The sequence below is a fragment of the Actinophytocola sp. KF-1 genome, assembly GCF_054661535.1.
This window is the reverse complement of sequence record NZ_BAAFVK010000002.1, coordinates 156,185-171,945: the sequence shown is the minus strand read 5'-3', so window position 1 is coordinate 171,945 and position 15,761 is coordinate 156,185. Positions and strand designations below refer to the sequence as shown.

Sequence of the window (15,761 nt, the reverse complement as noted above, 5' to 3'; positions counted from 1 at the left end):
TGCGATCCTCTATCCGGGATGACCGAACTGCCCCACCGCGTCGGTACCCGGACCGCGACGTCCCTGGTGGCGGACGTGCTGTCACGCGTTCCGGAGCTCGCCGACGCCCTCGTCACGCTCATCGGCGAGCAGAACCCGGGGTACCGGCGCGTCAACGTTGTCCCGCCGCACGACCTCTGGCAGTCCTGCCACGACAACCTCACGCGCGTGCTGCAGCTGGTCTCCCGCGCGGCCGGTGACGAACCCGACGGCACCGACCTCTACGACGCGGCCCGCGCGACCGGGCGGCAGCGGGCCCAGCAGCGGATGCCGCTGGACGACGTGCTGCGCTCGTTCCGGCTCGGCGGCCGACTGGTGTGGGAGGCGCTGATCGACCGGGCCCGCGCCGGTGAGCTGGCCGACCCGGACGAGCTGCTCAACCTGGCGTCGTGGGTGTGGACGGTCGTCGACGACACCTCGGCGCAGGTCGCGATCGCCTACCACGCAACGGAACGCGAGCTGGTGCGGGTCGACGAGCAGCGCCGCGCCACGCTGTGGGAGGGCCTCCTGCACGGCCGCGCGAAGGAACCGGCGTTCGCGTTGCAGGCCGCGCAGAGCATTGGGGTGCCGGTCGACGGGCCGTACGTGGTGGTCGTCCTCGACCGCGGCGACATCACCGGCACCGGCGACGACCGGACCGGATCGGCGCTGGAGTGCGCGCTCGCCGAGGCGGGCATCGTGTCGGTGTGGCAGGCGCGGGCCCACACGCTCGTCGGGCTGCTCGCCGTCGCCGACACCACCGCCGCGCTGCGGGTGCTGCGCGCCGACCCGAGGGGGCCGGCAGGCGTGTCGATGACGGTGCCGTCGCTGGCGGAGGTGGACGTCGCGTACCGGCAAGCGGTGCTGGCGCGCAACACCGTGCCGCCGGGGCGCGTGGAGGTCGCGGCGCTGGCCGACCGGCTGCCGGAGGCGCTGCTGCTCAACTCGCCCGCGCTGGCGGAGGCGCTGATCGAGCGGCGGCTGGGCCCGCTGCTGAAGGTGCCGCTGGCCGAGCGGCGGCTGCTGCTGGACACGCTCAACTCGTGGCTGGAGACCGGCGGGTCGATCAACCAGACCGCGAACGCCGTCCACTGCCACCGCAACACGGTGATCAACCGGCTGCGGCGGGTCGAGACCATCACCGGGCTCGACCTGACGGACACGGCCGCGCACCTGGAACTGTCGCTGGCGCTGCGGGCGTCCTGGTTGCTGCCGCCGGGACCGCTCGCGTAACCAGGTCACGCGTCGGAGAGCGGGCAGTCTCACCTCTTGGTAGTGACCTGTGCACCGTGCACAACCGGGTACGCCCAAACGTAGGCATGGTGTTCCTTCTCATGGCGTATGCGACGTGACACACTCCGCGACCATGGCAGAACAAAGTCGTTCGCCGGAGAACTACACTCGGCGGCGGTTCCTCGGTTACCTCATCGCCGCGCCCACGCTCGCCGTGGGGGTGGCCTGGGCCGCGGGCGGTTTCGACAGCGCCGAGGCCGCCATCCCGTCCCCGCCGCAGCCGGAGGACCTCTTCGACCTCGGTGACCTGCAGAACCTCGCCGCGGCGCCGACCTCCGGGTTGATCTCGGTGCAGGTGAACGAGGACGGCACCGCGTCGTTCGCGCTGCACCGGTGCGAGGTCGGGCAGGGCATCACGACGACGGTCGCGATGATGATCGCCGAGGAGCTGGACCTGCCGGTCGAGAAGATCCGGATCACGCTCGCCGACGCGCGGCCCGAGCTGCTGATGAACCAGCTCACCGGCGGCTCCAACTCGGTGCGCAGCATCTACACGCCCGTCCGCACCGCGTCCGCGATCGCCCGGCAGCGGCTGATCCGCACAGCCGCCGCGCAGTGGGGGGTGCCGGAGCGCGAGGTCGCGACCCGCGACGGCGTGCTGTCCCACAAGAGCGGCAGGACCGCCACCTACGGCGAACTGGCGACCGCCGCGGCCACCGACAAGACGATCCAGGTGTCGGCCGACCTGAAGGCGCCCGCGGACTTCCGGGTGCTGGGCAAACCGCACAACCGCATCGACGCGCTCGAGGCCGTCACCGGGCGCAAGCAGTTCGGCATGGACATGCGGGTGCCAGGCGCGAAGCCGTGCATGGTGCGCAGGGCGCCGACGATCAACGGCACCCCGAAGGCCGTGCACAACCTCGACGCGGTGCAGGCCATGCCGGGCATCACCGACGTCGCCGTGATCACCTACGGCGTCGCGGTGCGCGGCGACACGTTCGGCCAGTGCATCGACGCGCTGCGGGCCCTCGAAGTGGACTGGCACCCCGGCACGGTCGCCGGCGAGTCCGACGCGACCGTCCTCGCCAAGCTGAAGAAGGCGCAGCTCCCCCTCGCCGTGCCGCCGCTCGGCGCGATCTCGGTCGACGCCGAGTTCACGTTCGCGTTCGCCTCCAACGCGCCGCTCGAACCGGACAACGCGATCGCCGACGTGCGCGCCGACCGCGCGGAGGTCTGGTCGACGCTCAAGGTGCCGATCGTCGCGCAGAAGAACATCGCCGCCAAGCTGGGGCTGCCGATCGACAAGGTGGTCGTGCACGTCGTGCCCGGTGGCGGCTCGTTCGGGCGGCACCTGTTCGACGACGTGGCCGTCGAGGCCGCGGAGATCTCGCAGAAGATGGGCAAGCCGGTCAAGCTGTCGTGGTCCCGCACGGACGACTTCCGGCAGGGCCGCACGCACCCGATGAGCATCTCGAAGGTGCGCGCCACCTACCTGCTCGGCAACGTGCTGACCTTCGAGCAGCGGCACGTCAGCTCGGCGACCGACTTCGGCCACGGCCTCGGCGAGATGATCACCGCGACCGCGGCGAACCTGCCGATCGCGGGCAACCTGTCGTTCGCCGAGTCGGTGTTCCTGCTGAGCCAGTCGGTGCCCTACAACTTCGGCGTCGTCACGCAGCTGCTGAACGAGATCCCGCTCAAGTTCAACACCGGCAGCATGCGCAACATCTACTCCCCCAACGTGGTCACCGCGATGGAGCTGGTCGTCGACCGGCTGGCGGCGAAGATGCGCAAGGACCCGGTCGCGTTCCGCCGCGAGTTCCTCAAGGACAAGCGGCTGCGCGCGGTCCTGGACAAGGCGGTCGAGGTCGGCCAGTGGGGCAAGGCCATGCCCAAGGGCACCGCGCAGGGCATCGCGCTGCACGCCGAGTACCGCGGTGCGGTCGCCATGCTGGTGGAGATCGACTGCCGCCCGGAGACCGTGAACCGGCCCATCGAGCACGGCGTGACCGGCCCGCGGGTCACGCGGGCGACGATCGTGGTGGACGCCGGGCTCGCGCTCAACCCGCGCGGGCTCGAGGCGCAGATGATCGGGTGCCTCAACGACGGCATCGCGCTGACGCTGACGTCCAGCCTGCACATCAAGGACGGCATCCCGCTCGAGGGCAGCTGGGACGACTACTTCTACACCCGGCAGTGGAACACGCCGCCGGAGGTCCAGGTGGTCGTGATGCCGCCGACCGGCGACACCCCGAGCGGCGCCGGTGAGCTGGGTGTCGCACCCGCGGCCGCCGCCGTGGCCTGCGCGTACGCCCGCGCCACCGGCACGATGCCGACGAGCTTCCCCATCAACCACGGCACGCTCGGCTTCGAGCCGTTCCCGCTGCAGCCGTCCACCCCGCAGTCGCCGACCGACGGCCTCGAGTACACGTGAGCGGAGCTCGCGGAGCGAACCATCAACACTGTCTAGGAGACTTCCGTGCCACAACACACGTTCACGCTGAACGGCACCCAGGTCAACGTCGAGGTCGCCGACGACGTGCGGCTGCTGTGGGTGCTGCGCGACATCCTCGGCGTGACCGGCCCGAAGTACGGCTGCGGGCTGAACGTCTGCAAGTCGTGCACCTCGCACATCAACGGCAAGGCGTTCACGCCGTGCTCGGTGCCGGTGTCGAAGATCCAGCCGACGGACGAGATCACCACCATCGAGGGCCTGCCCGCGACGGTCGGCCGCGACCTGCACCCGATGCAGGAGGCGTGGCTGGAGGAGGACGTCTCCCAGTGCGGCTACTGCCAGCCGGGCCAGATCATGGCGGCGGTCGCGCTGGTGCGGAAGGCCCGTGCCGAGGGCCGCGCGATCACCGACGAGGACCTGGACGGGCTGCGCAACATCTGCCGGTGCGGCACCTACCAGCGGATCCGGACGGCGATCAGGAAGGGCGAGTCGCGGATGTAGGGCTCAGCCACCGAGGACGCGGCGTTTGGCCTGCTCGAACTCCGCGTCCGTCAGGTGGCCCTCGGCGTGCAGGGCCGCGAGGCGCGTCAGCTCCGTGGACAGCGAGTCGTCGTCGCCGTCCTCGGCGCGGTTCGTGGTCAGCACCGGCTGCTTCCCCGGCCCGACCCGGACGCGTGCCGGGTCGCGGACCAGGTAGTACGCGCGGACGGGCTGTCCGCGCAGTTGTTCGGGCGCCCGCACGCGCACCGCGTGCGGGCGCCCCTCGAGGTCGGTGAACGAGAGCATCGCGGTCCCGTCGCGGAAGTCGTCCGCCTCGGCGGCCACGCGCTCCCAGCCGACGAGCCGCCACGACGGTCCCGGCAGCCGCCACTCGATCAGCAACCCGAGCACCGCGACGACCCCGCCGACGATCGCGACGGTCTGCCAGAAGCCGGCCTGGTCCGACAGCACCTCGACCCGGCGGTCCGCGTACGCCGCCGTCCAGCCGGACACCACGGCCAGGGGCGCGGCCGCGAGCACGAGCCCGATCCCGAAGACCCGCAGCACCGAGGCGAGCAGGACCAGCGCCACGACGGCGAGCGCGATCCCGGCGACCACGAGCATCGCCCGCCCGTCGTTGGTGCCGCACTCGCCGTTGCCGTAGCAGTTCCACTCGATGTCGTGGGAGACGTAGGCCCAGTGCCGCAGCACGAACCACGCGGCGACGGCGGCGAGGACGCCGACGAGGAGGCGGATCTTCATGCCGGGAGTATCGCCCGCCGGGCCGGTTTCGCGACGCCGCCATATGATCACGGTGTGACCACGGTCTCGCGACGGGAAGGCGTGCTGCTCGTCGCGATCGTCGTTGCCGCGCTCGTGTGGTCGGCGATCGGCGCGAAGAGCATCGGCACGTGGGCGCTCGAGGTGGTCTGGATCTTCCTGGGGGCGCCGCTGGTGCTGGTGTTCCGGCGGCGCTTCCCGCTCACCCGGCTCGTGTGCTGGCTGCTCGTCTGCCACGCGGTCGTGCTCTGCTACGGCGGGCACTACACGTACGCGGAGACCCCGCTCGGCGACTGGTTCCGCGACCGGTTCGACCTGTCCCGCAACCACTACGACCGGTTCGCCCACTTCGTGCAGGGGTTCGTGCCCGCGGTGCTCGTGCGGGAGATGCTGCTGCGGCTCACCCCGCTGCGGCGCGGCGGGTGGACGTTCACGCTCACCGCCGCCGTGTGCCTGGCGATCTCGGCGTGCTTCGAGTTCGTGGAGTGGGCGTCGGCGGTGATCCTCGGTGCCGGCGCGGACGCGTTCCTCGCCACGCAGGGGGACGTGTGGGACACCCAGTGGGACATGTTCCTGGCGCTGTGCGGCGCGTTGCTGGCGCAGCTACTGCTCGGCAGGGTGCACGACCGGCAGCTCGGGCGCTGACCGCCGCTGCGCGGGGACCGCTGCCCGCTCCCGCACGGTGACCAGCAGCAGAGCGCTCACCAGGGTGAGCCCGCCCGCGAGAACGAGCGCCCAGTGCAGCCCGGTGGTGAACCCGGCACCGGCCAGGTGGGCGTTGACGATCGCGCCGAGGGCGGCGATGCCCAGCGCGGTGCCGGTCTGGCGGGCGGCGTTGACGGTCGCGGCGGCCGTGCCGGACCGTTCCCGGCCCACCGCGGAAACGCCGGCGGAGTTGGTGGTCGTGATCGCGAACCCCATGCCGACGCCGAGCACCGCGAACAGCACGCCGATCAGCGGGTAGGCGCTCTCCGGCTGGACCAGCAGCAGCGACAGCAGCCCGCCGCCGATCATGGTGTAGCCGGCGAGCATCACGCGGTCGCCGCCGATGCGGCCGCCGAGCACCGACCCGGCCGCGATGCCCAGCGAGTACGGCAGGAACCGCACCCCGGTCTCGGCCGCCGACGCGCCCTGGACCTGTTGCAGGAAAAGGGAAAGCAGGTAGAAGCTGCCGTACGCGCCGAACCCGAGCACGAACGAGGAGAACGTCACGACCGCGAACCGCGGCCGCGCGAACAGGCCCGCCGGCAGCATCGGCCGCGCGACCGTCCGCTCCACCACGACGAAGGCCGCGAACAGCACGGCGGCGACCGCCAGCAGCGACACGATCAGCGGCGAGTCCCAGCCGCGGTGCCCGGCCTCCAGCACCGCGTACGTCAGCGCCGCGAGCCAGCCGACCGCGAGGACCTGCCCGGCCGGGTCGGCGCCCGCGTGCGCGGGGTCGGCGGACTCGGTGATCCCGCGCAGCCCCGCCACGATCGCGACGGCGCCGAGCGGCAGGTTCACGAGGAAGATCGCGGGCCAGCCGAACGCCTCGGTCAGCACGCCGCCGACGAGCGGCCCCACGACCACCGCGAGCGCGACGCACGCGCCCCACAGGCCGATCATCCGCGCCTGCTGCCGCCTCTCCGGGAAACCCTGGACCAGCAGGGAGAGCGCGCCGGGAGCGACCGCCGCCGCGCCGACGCCCTGCACGAGCCTGCCTGCGATCAGCAAGGTGGTGGAGGCCGCGACCGCGCACAGGAGCGAGCCGAGCACGAACACGCCGAGCCCGCCGAGGTAGAGCCGTTTGCGGCCGTAGCGGTCGGCGAGCGAACCGCCGGTGAGGATCAGCGCGGACAGGCACAGGGTGTAGCTGTCGACGACCCACTGGACGGTGCTGAACCCGGCGGACAGCTCGTGCTGCATCGCGGGCAGGGCGACGTTGACCACGCTCACGTCGAGCAGCGACATGAACGTGCCGAGGAAGACGGCGACCACCACCGGTCCACGGCACCACGGGCGGCTCGAGGACCGGTGGAGATCAGACCCGGAAGTGCTCGGCGAGGTCCAGTGCGGCGGGGTCGGCGACCCACGCGTGGTCGTCGTGCTCGCCCTCGTGGAGGACCACGTCGCGGGGCGCGGACTCGGCGACGTCGAACACCCGCGCGTGGATGCGCAGGTCCCTGCCGCCGACGTCCATCCACGTGTGGCGGCCGCGTTCGCCGGTGACGCGGACGGCGAGCCCGGTCTCCTCGGCGACCTCCCGCACGGCGGCGGCCTCGTGCGCCTCCCCGGGTTCGACGGTGCCGCCGGGCAGCTCCCACTGCCCGCCGCGGAACACGCCGGGCGCGCGCCGCAGGTAGAGCACGGCCCCGTCGCGCACGATCCGGCAGTAGACGAGGTGCTTCTCGGCGGTGTCCCCCATGCGCGGAGATTAGCGCTTCTTGACCGGTCACGGAGCGCGACAGGTTGACTGCGGAACTCAGATGGTCTAAACCATATATTGTGGTCTAGACCACATCTCCGGCATCACCCCTGCGTACCGGGAGATCGGATCATGAGCCTGAAACGAAAACTGGTCTTGTTCGCGACCGCCGCCACCATCGCGCCACTGGGGCTCGTGGTGCTCCCGGCGGCGACCGCGAGCGCGCACGGTTACATCTCGAGCCCGCCGTCACGGCAGGCCCAGTGCGCCCAGGGCACGGTGTCCTGTGGTGCCATCAAGTGGGAACCGCAGTCGGTCGAGGGCCCGAAGGGACTGCGGAGCTGCAACGGCGGCGACAGCCGGTTCGCGGAGCTGAACGACGACAGCAAACCGTGGCGGGCCACGTCGGTCGGCTCGACGGTCACGTTCACGTGGACGTTCACCGCCCGGCACTCGACCAGCAACTTCCAGTACTTCCTCGGCAACACGAAGGTCGCGGAGTTCTCCGGCAACAACCAGCAGCCGCCGCCCACGCTCTCGCACACCGTGAACCTCGGTGGCGCGAGCGGCAGGCAGAAGCTGCTGGCCGTGTGGAACATCGCGGACACCCCGAACGCGTTCTACTCGTGCGTCGACCTGCAGATCGGTGGTGGCTCGCCGTCCGAGCCGCCGCCGTCGGAGGAGCCCCCGCCGACGCAGCCGCCCGCCGGCGGCACGTGGGCGAGCGGGACGTACTACGCGGCCGGGTCCCAGGTGACCTACAACGGCACGTCGTACCGGGCCTTGCAGAGCCACACGGCACTGCCGGGCTGGGAGCCGCCGAGTACCCCTGCGCTCTGGCAGGCCCTGTGATCCGGTAGCCGAGCCGGCCGGCCCGGCACCCGGGCCGGCCGGTGCTCCTGGAGGCGTCACGATGAAACGCTTGCTGCTCGCCGTCCTGGTGGTCGCGCTCGCCGGGTGCGGCGTCGGGGTCACCGAGACGACCGGGGTGTCGCTGTCGGCGCCGCCACCGGACGGCTCGTACAACGACACCGACGTGATGTACCTGCAGATGGCCGTGCCCCAGCACGAACAGGGCATCGAGATGGCCCGGCTCGCGACGGAACGCGCGACCCGCACCGACGTCCGCGACCTGGCCGCCGCGATCGCGGCCACCCAGTCCGACGAACTCGACCAGATGAAGAAGTGGCTGGTGGAGTGGGACCAGCCGATCGCCTACGACCCGAACCCGGACGCGCACACCGGGCACGGCGGCATGCACGGCTCCGACCCCGCGGTGCTGCAGGTGCTGCGCGACACCCCGGCAGGCCCGGACTTCGACGCGCGGTTCCTGAACCTGCTGACCGGCCACCAGCACGGCGCGGTCGAGCTGGCGCGCATGGAGGAGAAGGACGGGCGCCACCCGGAGGCACGCGCGCTCGCCGGGCGCATCGTCAGGTCCCGCACCGCACAGATCCAGCAGATGGCGACGTACCTGAACCCGTGACGATCCTTTCCTTGTCACTCACGTGCTCGCACACGTCTTTCCCCCATCGAGCTGACGCCGGGCAACCAGTCCAGCGCGGCGATCGTCGAAGCGTTCGCCCCGAAGGTCGGGGGATCGCCTCGGTGTGAGGGAGGTGCCTGGTCCGGCCCGGCCGGACCAGGCACGCCGCAAGGTCGCCTTGCTCCTGATAGGCACCCGGACCCCGCGAAGCGCGGCGAAGCCCCACCACCCACTGAGGGTGTCCCTGCCATCCCAGCCCCGCGCCCGACCCGCCGCCATCCCGGAGACCAGCCCGTCCGGCGAGGAGGCCCGTCCGGCAGGACGCCCTCCGGCGAGGACACCACGCAGGACGGCGAAACCCCGCGCAGGGCGAACCAGACAAGCTCGTCAGTCCTTCAGCAGCAGGTGGACCGCTGCCAGGGAACGCCACGGGCGCCAGCGTTCCGGGTCGGCCGACAGGGCACGCACCGCCGAGCGCACCGCGGGGTCACCCGCCGGGAAGGCGTCGCGGGCGCCGGTTCGCAGTGCGTGGTGCGCCGCCGCGTCCGGGTCCAGGCCACGGTGTTCCTCGCCGGCGGCCACGGCCTTTGCCAGGTCTGCCACCGGTTCTCCCGCGTCCGCCAGCACCTCCGGCGACGGGAACACGTGCGTCAGCCCGTACCCCAGCCCGGGCACCGGCACCCCGTACCGCTCGGCGAGCGCCGACGCCTCGTCCGGGCCCACCGCCGCGCGCACCGCGACCTCGAACGGCGCCCACACCCCGGGCACCCGGACCCCGGGCCGCGCCGCCACCAGCGGGCCCAGCACCGGGTCGCGGCCCAGCTCGGTCCGCGCCACCACCGGGTCGATGTCCACACCGGACAGCCGGGCCGCGCGTTCCACGACGTGGATGACGCCCTCCCAGTACGGCAGGTGCGCCCGCAGCAGCAGGTGATCGGCCCCGCCAGGGCCGAGTTCCAGCATGCCCGGTTCGCCGTCGAGGACGATGGTCCTCCGGTACACGCCGTCCACAACGGACTCCACGCCGGGGATGGCGCGGCGCGCGAGGAAAGTGGCCACGGCCGGCCAGTCGTAAGGCGGGGTGAACGGCAACCGCAGCAGCAGGCCGCCGTCCGCGGCGAGGCGGTCGGTGCGGCGGCGGCGCGCGCGCAGTTCCTTCGGCGTCGCGCGGAACACCTCGCGCATCGCGCGGTTGAACTGGCGCAGGCTGCCGAAACCGGACGCGAACGCCACGTCCGTGATCGGCACGTCCGTGTCGTCGAGCAGCCGCCGCGCGAAGTGCGCGCGGCGGGAGCGCGCGAACCCGTCCGGTGTCACGCCGAGGTGGTCGTGGAACATCCGGCGCAGGTGCCGCGCCGACACCCCCAGCCGGGCGCCGAGCGCGTTCTCCGTGCCGCCGTCCAGCACGCCGTCGATGATCAGCCGCACCGCGCGGCACACGATCTCCGGCGCCTCGTCGGCGACCGTGCCCGCCACCCGGTAGGGCCTGCACCGCAGGCACGCCCGGTAGCCCGCCGCCTCTGCGGCGGCCGGGTGGTCGAACGTCCTGACGTTCTCCGCGTTCGGTTTCGCGCCGCAGCCGGGGCGGCAGTAGATGCCCGTGGTGCGGACGGCCGAGTACGTGGTCACCCGACCAGAATCCCCCACCGGGGAGCGCGTCACCGGCCGGATCCGGTCAGACCTGCCGGGTCGGCACGAGCACGACGTTCGCCAGGTTGACCCTCCTCGGCCTGCTCGTCACGTACCCGACCAGGTCAGCCACGTCCTCCGAGGTCAGCGCCGGGATGCTCGCGTACATGCCGCCGAGCTGCGCGCTCAGCTCCGGGTTGTCCAGGTGGGACCCCAGCTCGGTGTCCGTCAGGCCCGGTTCGAGGTTGGTCACGCGCACGTCGGCCGGCCCCAGCTCCGCACGCAGGTTCGCCGAGAAGTGGCTGAGCGCCGCCTTGGTCGCGCCGTACACGGCGTAGTTCGGGAACACGACGTTCGCGCCGATCGACGACACGTTCACCAGGTCGGCCGGGCCGCCGTCGGCAGCGGCGGCGATCAGGTCGGCCACGAACGCGTGCGCGATCCGCAGCGCGCCGGTCAGGTTGGTGCCGATCATGCGCTGCCACTCGTCGACGCGGCCCTCGGTGATCGGGGTCGGGAGCATCACGCCCGCGTTGTTCACCACCAGGTCCACCCGGCCCAGCTCGGCCCGGATCGTCGCCGCGGCGGCGGCCACGGCGGCCGCCTCGGTGACGTCGACCGGCACGGCGAGCGCTCTCCCACCGTCCGCGGTGATTTTGTCCGCCAGCTCGGCGAGGCGGTCGGCGCGGCGGGACACCAGCGCGACACGCGCACCGGACGAGGCGAGCAGGGTGGCGACGGCGGCGCCCATGCCGCTGGCGGCACCGGTGACGACCGCTGTGCGGCCGTCGAGGTTCTCGTAGGTCATGCACCCACCCTGCGACCGGTCCCCCGGCTTGCCCAGGCCGTGGTTTTCCCTGGGTCCAGCAGGGCCAGGCTGCGCCCGGGAGCGCGACCCATACTGGTCCCGTGGAGATCGGTGAGTTCCTGCGTGCCCGGCGCGCCCGCATCCAGCCCTCCGACGTCGGCCTGCCCGCCGGTGGCAGGCGCCGGGTGCCCGGACTGCGGCGCGAGGAGCTGGCGCAGCTGGCCGGCGTGAGCGTCGACTACTACACGCGGCTCGAGCAGGGCCGCACCCCGACCGTGTCGGACGCGGTCCTCGACGCGATCGCACGCGCCCTGCGGCTGACCGCCGCGGAGAGCGCCCACCTGCGCAGGCTGGTCCGGCCCGCGCGGACGACGCGGACGCCGAGGGCACGCGCGCAGACCGTGCGGCCGGAGCTGCGGCGGCTGCTCGAGATGATGCGTGACGTGCCCGCGTTCGTCCTCGGGCGGCGCATGGACGTGCTCGCGCTGAACCCGCTCGGCGCCGCGGTCACCGGTTTCTCCCCCGACGCGTCGCCGAACACGGCACGGCACACGTTCCTCGACCCGACCGCACGCGACTTCTACCCGGAATGGGACCGGGTCGCCGAGGAGACCGTCGCCTACCTGCGGTTGGACGCAGGCCGTCACCCGGACGACCCGGCACTGGCCGCGCTCGTCGGCGAGCTGTCGATGCGCAGCCAGGAGTTCCGCACGCTGTGGGCGCGGCAGGAGGTCCGCGAGAAGACCAGCGGCCGCAAGCTGATCCGGCACCCGCTGATCGGCGACCTCGACCTGCGCTACGAGACGCTCGCGGTGCACAGCGACGAGGACCAGCTGCTGGTCACGTACACGGCCGAGGCCGGCTCGCCGACCGAGACGGCGTTGCGGCAGCTCGCGGACTGGTCACTCGTCGAAGCCGCGGGCCGCGAGGTCCTGGAAGGTCCGTAGCGCCTCGTCGGCCTGCGGGCCGGTCGCCGACACGAGGACCTCGTCGCCGCCGCGGGCGCCGAGCGCCATCAGCGCGAGCACGCTCCGGCCGTCCGCGGTCGCCTCGCCGAACCGCACGGTGACCCGCGCGTCGAGCTGCGACATGGCCCTGGCGACCAGCGCGGCGGGCCGGGCGTGAAGGCCGATCTCGTTGGTCAGCGGCACCGCCACCTCGGTGGGCGGCACCGGGGTGGCGGCGGCGATGCTCTGGCTGCCGATGATGTCGACACCGCCCGCGACCACGTCCGTGGCGACCGGGCCGCCGGGCACGATCGCCGCGTCCTCCGCCGCGTGCGCCACCTCGTCGACGTCGGCGCCACCCTGCGCGGCGACGGCCGCCGCGACGGTGCCCTCCACCAGCGGCGCGTCCACGAGCCGGGCGCCGTCGGTCGTCTCCTCGGCCATCTCGGCGACCATGCGCGCGCTGCCGAGGTCGTACAGCAGCACCACCCCGGCACCGCTCTCGGCCCGTTCGACGGCCGCGGTCACGGCGTCGAAGTCGGTGCCGATGCCGCCGTCGGCCGTCCCGCCCGCGGGCACCACGACGACGTCCGGCGCCATCTGCGCCGCCACCTCCACCACGCCGGCCGCGAGCCCGGCGCTGTGCGACACGACGACCAGCCCGACCCTGCTCACCGCGCGGCCACCGTCGCGAACGCGCGCAGCAGCAACGCCGTCGACCGCGCACCGGGGTCCATGTGCCCGGCGCTGCGTTCACCCAGGTAGGACGCCCGGCCCTTGCGCGCGACGAGCGGGACGGTGGCGTCGGCGCCGGTCGCGGCCGCGTCCGCAGCGGCGGCGAGGACCTCCGCCGCGGTGTCGCCCTTCGCCGCCCGCACGGCCGGCTCGAGCGCGTCGACCATCGTCTTCTCGCCCGGCTCGGCCTTGCCGCGGGCGACGACCCCGTCGAGGGCCGCGGCGAGCGCCTTCCCCACGTCGGCCGGGGTCAGCTCGTCCAGGTCCTTCACGGCGGTCGCCGCGCGCAGGAACGCCGTGCCGTACAGCGGTCCCGCGGCGCCGCCGACCTTGGAGATCAGCGTGGTCGCGACGACCTTCAGCACCCCGGCCGGGCTGTCCGGGGTGTTCGCGTCGAACGCGGCGAGCACCGCCTTGAACCCGCGGTCCATGTTCTCGCCATGGTCGCCGTCGCCGATGGCGCGGTCCAGCTGGATCAGCTCGACGCGGTGCTCCTCGATGGTGGCCGCGGCCGCGCGGAGGGCGGTCACCAGGTCGTTCGCGGTGCAGCCCACGTCAGTTCCCCCACCGCAGCGCGGGCGTGTGCACGGGCGCGTCCCACAGCTCGCGCAGCTCGTCGTCCAGTTTCAGCAGTGTGAGGCTCATGCCCTGCATCTCCAGGCTCGTGACGTACGGCCCGACGAGCCGTCGTTCCACCACGATGCCCCGGTCGGCGAGCAGCCGCTCGGCGATGCCGTGCGCGAGGTACAGCTCCAGCAGCGGCGTGCCGCCCATCGAGTTGGTGAACAGCAGCACCCGGTCGCCCTCGGTGAACGGCAGGTCCTCGAGGATCGGCTCGAGCAGGCGCGCGACGATCCCGTCGGCGTTCTCGACCGGCACGCGGGCCCGGCCGGGCTCGCCGTGGATGCCGATGCCGACCTCCATCTCGTCGTCGGCGAGGTCGAAACTGGGCTCGCCGACGTGCGGGACGGTCGGCGCGGTCAGGGCCATGCCCATGGAGCGGACGTTCGCGACGACCCGCTCGGCGATGGCGTGCACGGCGGCGAGGTCGTCCCCGCGCGCGGCCGCGGCGCCCGCGATCTTCTCCAGCGGCACGGTCCCGCCGACGCCGCGGCGGCCCGCCGTCCACGTGGAGTCCTTCACGGCGACGTCGTCGTCGATGACGATCGTGCGGACCTCGGTCTCGGCCAGCTCGGCGGCGGTCTCGAAGTTGAGCACGTCGCCGGTGTAGTTCTTGACGACCAGCAGCGCACCGGCGCCGCCGTCGGTCTTCTCGACCGCGGTGGTGACCTGGTCGGGGGTCGGCGAGGTGAACACGGCGCCGGGGCAGGCCGCGTCGAGCATGCCGGGGCCGACGAGGCCGCCGTGCATGGGTTCGTGCCCGGAACCCCCGCCGGAGATGATCGCGACCTTGCCCTGGACGGGCGCGTCGGCGCGCACGATGACGGCGGGGTCGTGGATCACGGTGAGGAGGTCGCCGTGCGCGAGCTCCAGCCCCCGCAGGGACTCGGCGACGACGGTGGACGGATCGTTGATGATCTTCTTCATGGAAACCACCGTCCTGACCTGCGATTATGGCGTTGGTGACCTGGTCGGGCCGTCCTGACGGCCTCGGCACGCAGCTTGCCACGATCTACGTCGCGTTGACCAGCGGTCGGGCCTTGAACACCTTGCCTGAGGCAATCCGCGCCCGCTCGTGGCCGGACGGCATCATGTCGTGTAGATCCGGAGCGTGACCGCCGGATCGTGGTGCCGAGGTACTCCGACAGCTCCTTGATCAACACACCCTGTTCGCGCATGAACGACGCGAACGGGTGCCGCAGGGCATGCACTCCCTCATGGAGAACGCCGGTTGCGAGGCTCCCTTGAGGTAGCCGTCGCCCTGCCGGAACGCGAGTCCGGTACGTAACACAATCCACATCCCTCAGTGATGCTTCCGTGATATTCATCGACGAGGACAAGGTTCAGCAGTTTATCGACAATTCAAGGACACATTGAGCGATCCCGAACAGGAAGTCATCCCAGAAAGATTAGGAATCTCTCAATGGCAGCTTGGCAAGATACAACCTCCCAAAGCCACCCAATACAGCGACGACTAGCAACCGGTGTCAACTACGGTAGCCGCGACTTCAACCCGCGCTACACAAACTTTAGCTTGCTCCAGCAGCACGTTAATCGAAGGATCAATAAAAGCGCTTGAAATTCGAAAGAGAGAGGAATAGTCTTACGATCCAACGGTCTGAAATATTCGAAGAATCTGACCAGCTTGCCGCGATCGAGGCGGAGCTATCGCATACTTTAAAGTCGAAGCTGAACAAGGGTCCCCAGACAGCTACATAATCATCACAGGCGACAACTGACCTACCGGCGCAATATTCTAGCGGCGACCCGCCCCAATGCCGCCTTCCTGTTATTGTCATGTCGTGACTTCATCGGATGTTGCAGCTTGGATCGCTCTCGGACTATCAGGGACCTCGGTAACCTGGCAGATCATCGCATGGGTCCACTCGGGGCCAAAGCTCATCGTCAGAGTCATCCGCGACGTGGGCGACGCTATGGACCCATCGAAAGCTTTCTACCGTGTAGCGGTCACAAATAATGGAAGGCAACCCATGGCTGTTCACAGCGCTTGCCTGACGTTCCCCATTGCGCAATCAAAACGAAGACGAACCTGGCCACCTCTTCACAAAACAGCTCCCGACCATGGCGCGTCGATATTCAGCTATTCGACAGAAACTAGATCAACCACGGTTGCCCCCGGCGAAGAAATTAGCTTTGAGTTC

General features: G+C 71.4%; 15 protein-coding genes. 7 read left to right on the top strand and 8 right to left on the bottom strand.

Annotated elements, in window-relative coordinates; all coding sequences use genetic code 11:
• The first annotated feature begins 18 nt into the window (after positions 1-18).
• The 3 genes from ACYQ77_RS06595 (at position 19) to ACYQ77_RS06585 (ending at position 4,207) form a co-directional block, all read left to right on the top strand.
• On the top strand, positions 19-1,251 hold the full coding sequence (locus tag ACYQ77_RS06595) for a PucR family transcriptional regulator (RefSeq protein WP_459708465.1): 1,233 nt from the start codon (positions 19-21) through the stop codon (positions 1,249-1,251).
• Positions 1,252-1,384: 133 nt separating this feature from the next.
• Positions 1,385-3,685, top strand: coding sequence for a molybdopterin cofactor-binding domain-containing protein (locus tag ACYQ77_RS06590; protein WP_459708463.1), 2,301 nt, complete (start codon positions 1,385-1,387; stop codon positions 3,683-3,685).
• Positions 3,686-3,730: 45 nt separating this feature from the next.
• Positions 3,731-4,207, top strand: coding sequence for a (2Fe-2S)-binding protein (locus tag ACYQ77_RS06585; protein ID WP_459708461.1), 477 nt, complete (start codon positions 3,731-3,733; stop codon positions 4,205-4,207).
• Between the two features lie 3 nt (positions 4,208-4,210).
• Here ACYQ77_RS06585 and ACYQ77_RS06580 read toward each other — a convergent pair whose 3' ends face one another.
• Positions 4,211-4,948: an SHOCT domain-containing protein gene (locus tag ACYQ77_RS06580; RefSeq protein WP_459708459.1), complete on the bottom strand. Its 738-nt coding sequence runs from the start codon at positions 4,946-4,948 to the stop codon at positions 4,211-4,213.
• Positions 4,949-5,002: 54 nt separating this feature from the next.
• On the opposite strand from ACYQ77_RS06580, the gene ACYQ77_RS06575 reads away from it, so the two are divergent.
• Complete coding sequence (locus ACYQ77_RS06575) at positions 5,003-5,611, top strand: DUF2238 domain-containing protein (protein ID WP_459708457.1); 609 nt, start codon at positions 5,003-5,005, stop codon at positions 5,609-5,611.
• Here ACYQ77_RS06575 and ACYQ77_RS06570 read toward each other — a convergent pair.
• Positions 5,570-6,949 (bottom strand): MFS transporter, encoded by a 1,380-nt coding sequence (locus ACYQ77_RS06570; protein WP_459708456.1) that lies wholly within the window; start codon positions 6,947-6,949, stop codon positions 5,570-5,572. The two genes, ACYQ77_RS06575 and ACYQ77_RS06570, sit on opposite strands and share 42 nt — an antisense overlap.
• 40 nt (positions 6,950-6,989) lie before the next feature.
• Positions 6,990-7,373, bottom strand: coding sequence for an NUDIX hydrolase (locus ACYQ77_RS06565; protein ID WP_459708455.1), 384 nt, complete (start codon positions 7,371-7,373; stop codon positions 6,990-6,992).
• Between the two features lie 132 nt (positions 7,374-7,505).
• Between ACYQ77_RS06565 and ACYQ77_RS06560 the strand changes: the two genes are divergently transcribed.
• Positions 7,506-8,225, top strand: a complete 720-nt coding sequence (locus tag ACYQ77_RS06560; RefSeq protein WP_459708454.1) for a lytic polysaccharide monooxygenase — start codon at positions 7,506-7,508, stop codon at positions 8,223-8,225.
• A 61-nt stretch (positions 8,226-8,286) separates the two neighbouring features.
• On the top strand, positions 8,287-8,859 hold the full coding sequence (locus tag ACYQ77_RS06555) for a DUF305 domain-containing protein (protein WP_459708453.1): 573 nt from the start codon (positions 8,287-8,289) through the stop codon (positions 8,857-8,859).
• Between the two features lie 387 nt (positions 8,860-9,246).
• On the opposite strand, the gene ACYQ77_RS06550 is transcribed toward ACYQ77_RS06555, so the two are convergent.
• Positions 9,247-10,488 carry a DNA-3-methyladenine glycosylase 2 family protein gene (locus ACYQ77_RS06550; protein ID WP_459708451.1) on the bottom strand — a complete coding sequence of 414 codons (1,242 nt, stop codon included), beginning with the start codon at positions 10,486-10,488 and terminating at the stop codon, positions 9,247-9,249.
• 46 nt (positions 10,489-10,534) lie between these two features.
• Positions 10,535-11,296, bottom strand: a complete 762-nt coding sequence (locus ACYQ77_RS06545) for an SDR family oxidoreductase (protein ID WP_459708449.1) — start codon at positions 11,294-11,296, stop codon at positions 10,535-10,537.
• Between the two features lie 101 nt (positions 11,297-11,397).
• Here ACYQ77_RS06545 and ACYQ77_RS06540 point away from each other — a divergent pair, with 101 nt between their 5' ends.
• Positions 11,398-12,243: a helix-turn-helix transcriptional regulator gene (locus ACYQ77_RS06540; RefSeq protein ID WP_459708447.1), complete on the top strand. Its 846-nt coding sequence runs from the start codon at positions 11,398-11,400 to the stop codon at positions 12,241-12,243.
• On the opposite strand, the gene dhaM is transcribed toward ACYQ77_RS06540, so the two are convergent.
• The 3 genes from dhaM to dhaK are packed head-to-tail and all read right to left on the bottom strand — an operon-like array spanning position 12,199 to position 14,526.
• Positions 12,199-12,918, bottom strand: coding sequence for a dihydroxyacetone kinase phosphoryl donor subunit DhaM (gene dhaM / locus ACYQ77_RS06535; protein WP_459708445.1), 720 nt, complete (start codon positions 12,916-12,918; stop codon positions 12,199-12,201). The two genes, ACYQ77_RS06540 and dhaM, sit on opposite strands and share 45 nt — an antisense overlap.
• The gene (gene dhaL, locus ACYQ77_RS06530) at positions 12,915-13,532 is read right to left on the bottom strand and encodes a dihydroxyacetone kinase subunit DhaL (RefSeq protein ID WP_459708443.1); all 618 of its coding nucleotides are present in this window, start codon (positions 13,530-13,532) and stop codon (positions 12,915-12,917) included. The genes dhaM and dhaL overlap by 4 nt, the downstream gene beginning before the upstream one ends.
• A gap of 1 nt (position 13,533) precedes the next feature.
• Positions 13,534-14,526 carry a dihydroxyacetone kinase subunit DhaK gene (gene dhaK, locus ACYQ77_RS06525; RefSeq protein ID WP_459708441.1) on the bottom strand — a complete coding sequence of 331 codons (993 nt, stop codon included), beginning with the start codon at positions 14,524-14,526 and terminating at the stop codon, positions 13,534-13,536.
• Positions 14,527-15,761: the final 1,235 nt, after the last annotated feature.

Bases quoted from the DNA above. Each gene is read 5' to 3' on its own strand.
- ACYQ77_RS06595 (WP_459708465.1), top strand. From the start codon at position 19: ATGACCGAACTGCCCCACCGCGTCGGTACCCGGACCGCGACGTCCCTG.
- ACYQ77_RS06590 (WP_459708463.1), top strand. From the start codon at position 1,385: ATGGCAGAACAAAGTCGTTCGCCGGAGAACTACACTCGGCGGCGGTTC.
- ACYQ77_RS06580 (WP_459708459.1), bottom strand. From the start codon at position 4,948: ATGAAGATCCGCCTCCTCGTCGGCGTCCTCGCCGCCGTCGCCGCGTGG.
- ACYQ77_RS06565 (WP_459708455.1), bottom strand. From the start codon at position 7,373: ATGGGGGACACCGCCGAGAAGCACCTCGTCTACTGCCGGATCGTGCGC.
- ACYQ77_RS06560 (WP_459708454.1), top strand. From the start codon at position 7,506: ATGAGCCTGAAACGAAAACTGGTCTTGTTCGCGACCGCCGCCACCATC.
- ACYQ77_RS06555 (WP_459708453.1), top strand. From the start codon at position 8,287: ATGAAACGCTTGCTGCTCGCCGTCCTGGTGGTCGCGCTCGCCGGGTGC.
- ACYQ77_RS06545 (WP_459708449.1), bottom strand. From the start codon at position 11,296: ATGACCTACGAGAACCTCGACGGCCGCACAGCGGTCGTCACCGGTGCC.
- dhaK (WP_459708441.1), bottom strand. From the start codon at position 14,526: ATGAAGAAGATCATCAACGATCCGTCCACCGTCGTCGCCGAGTCCCTG.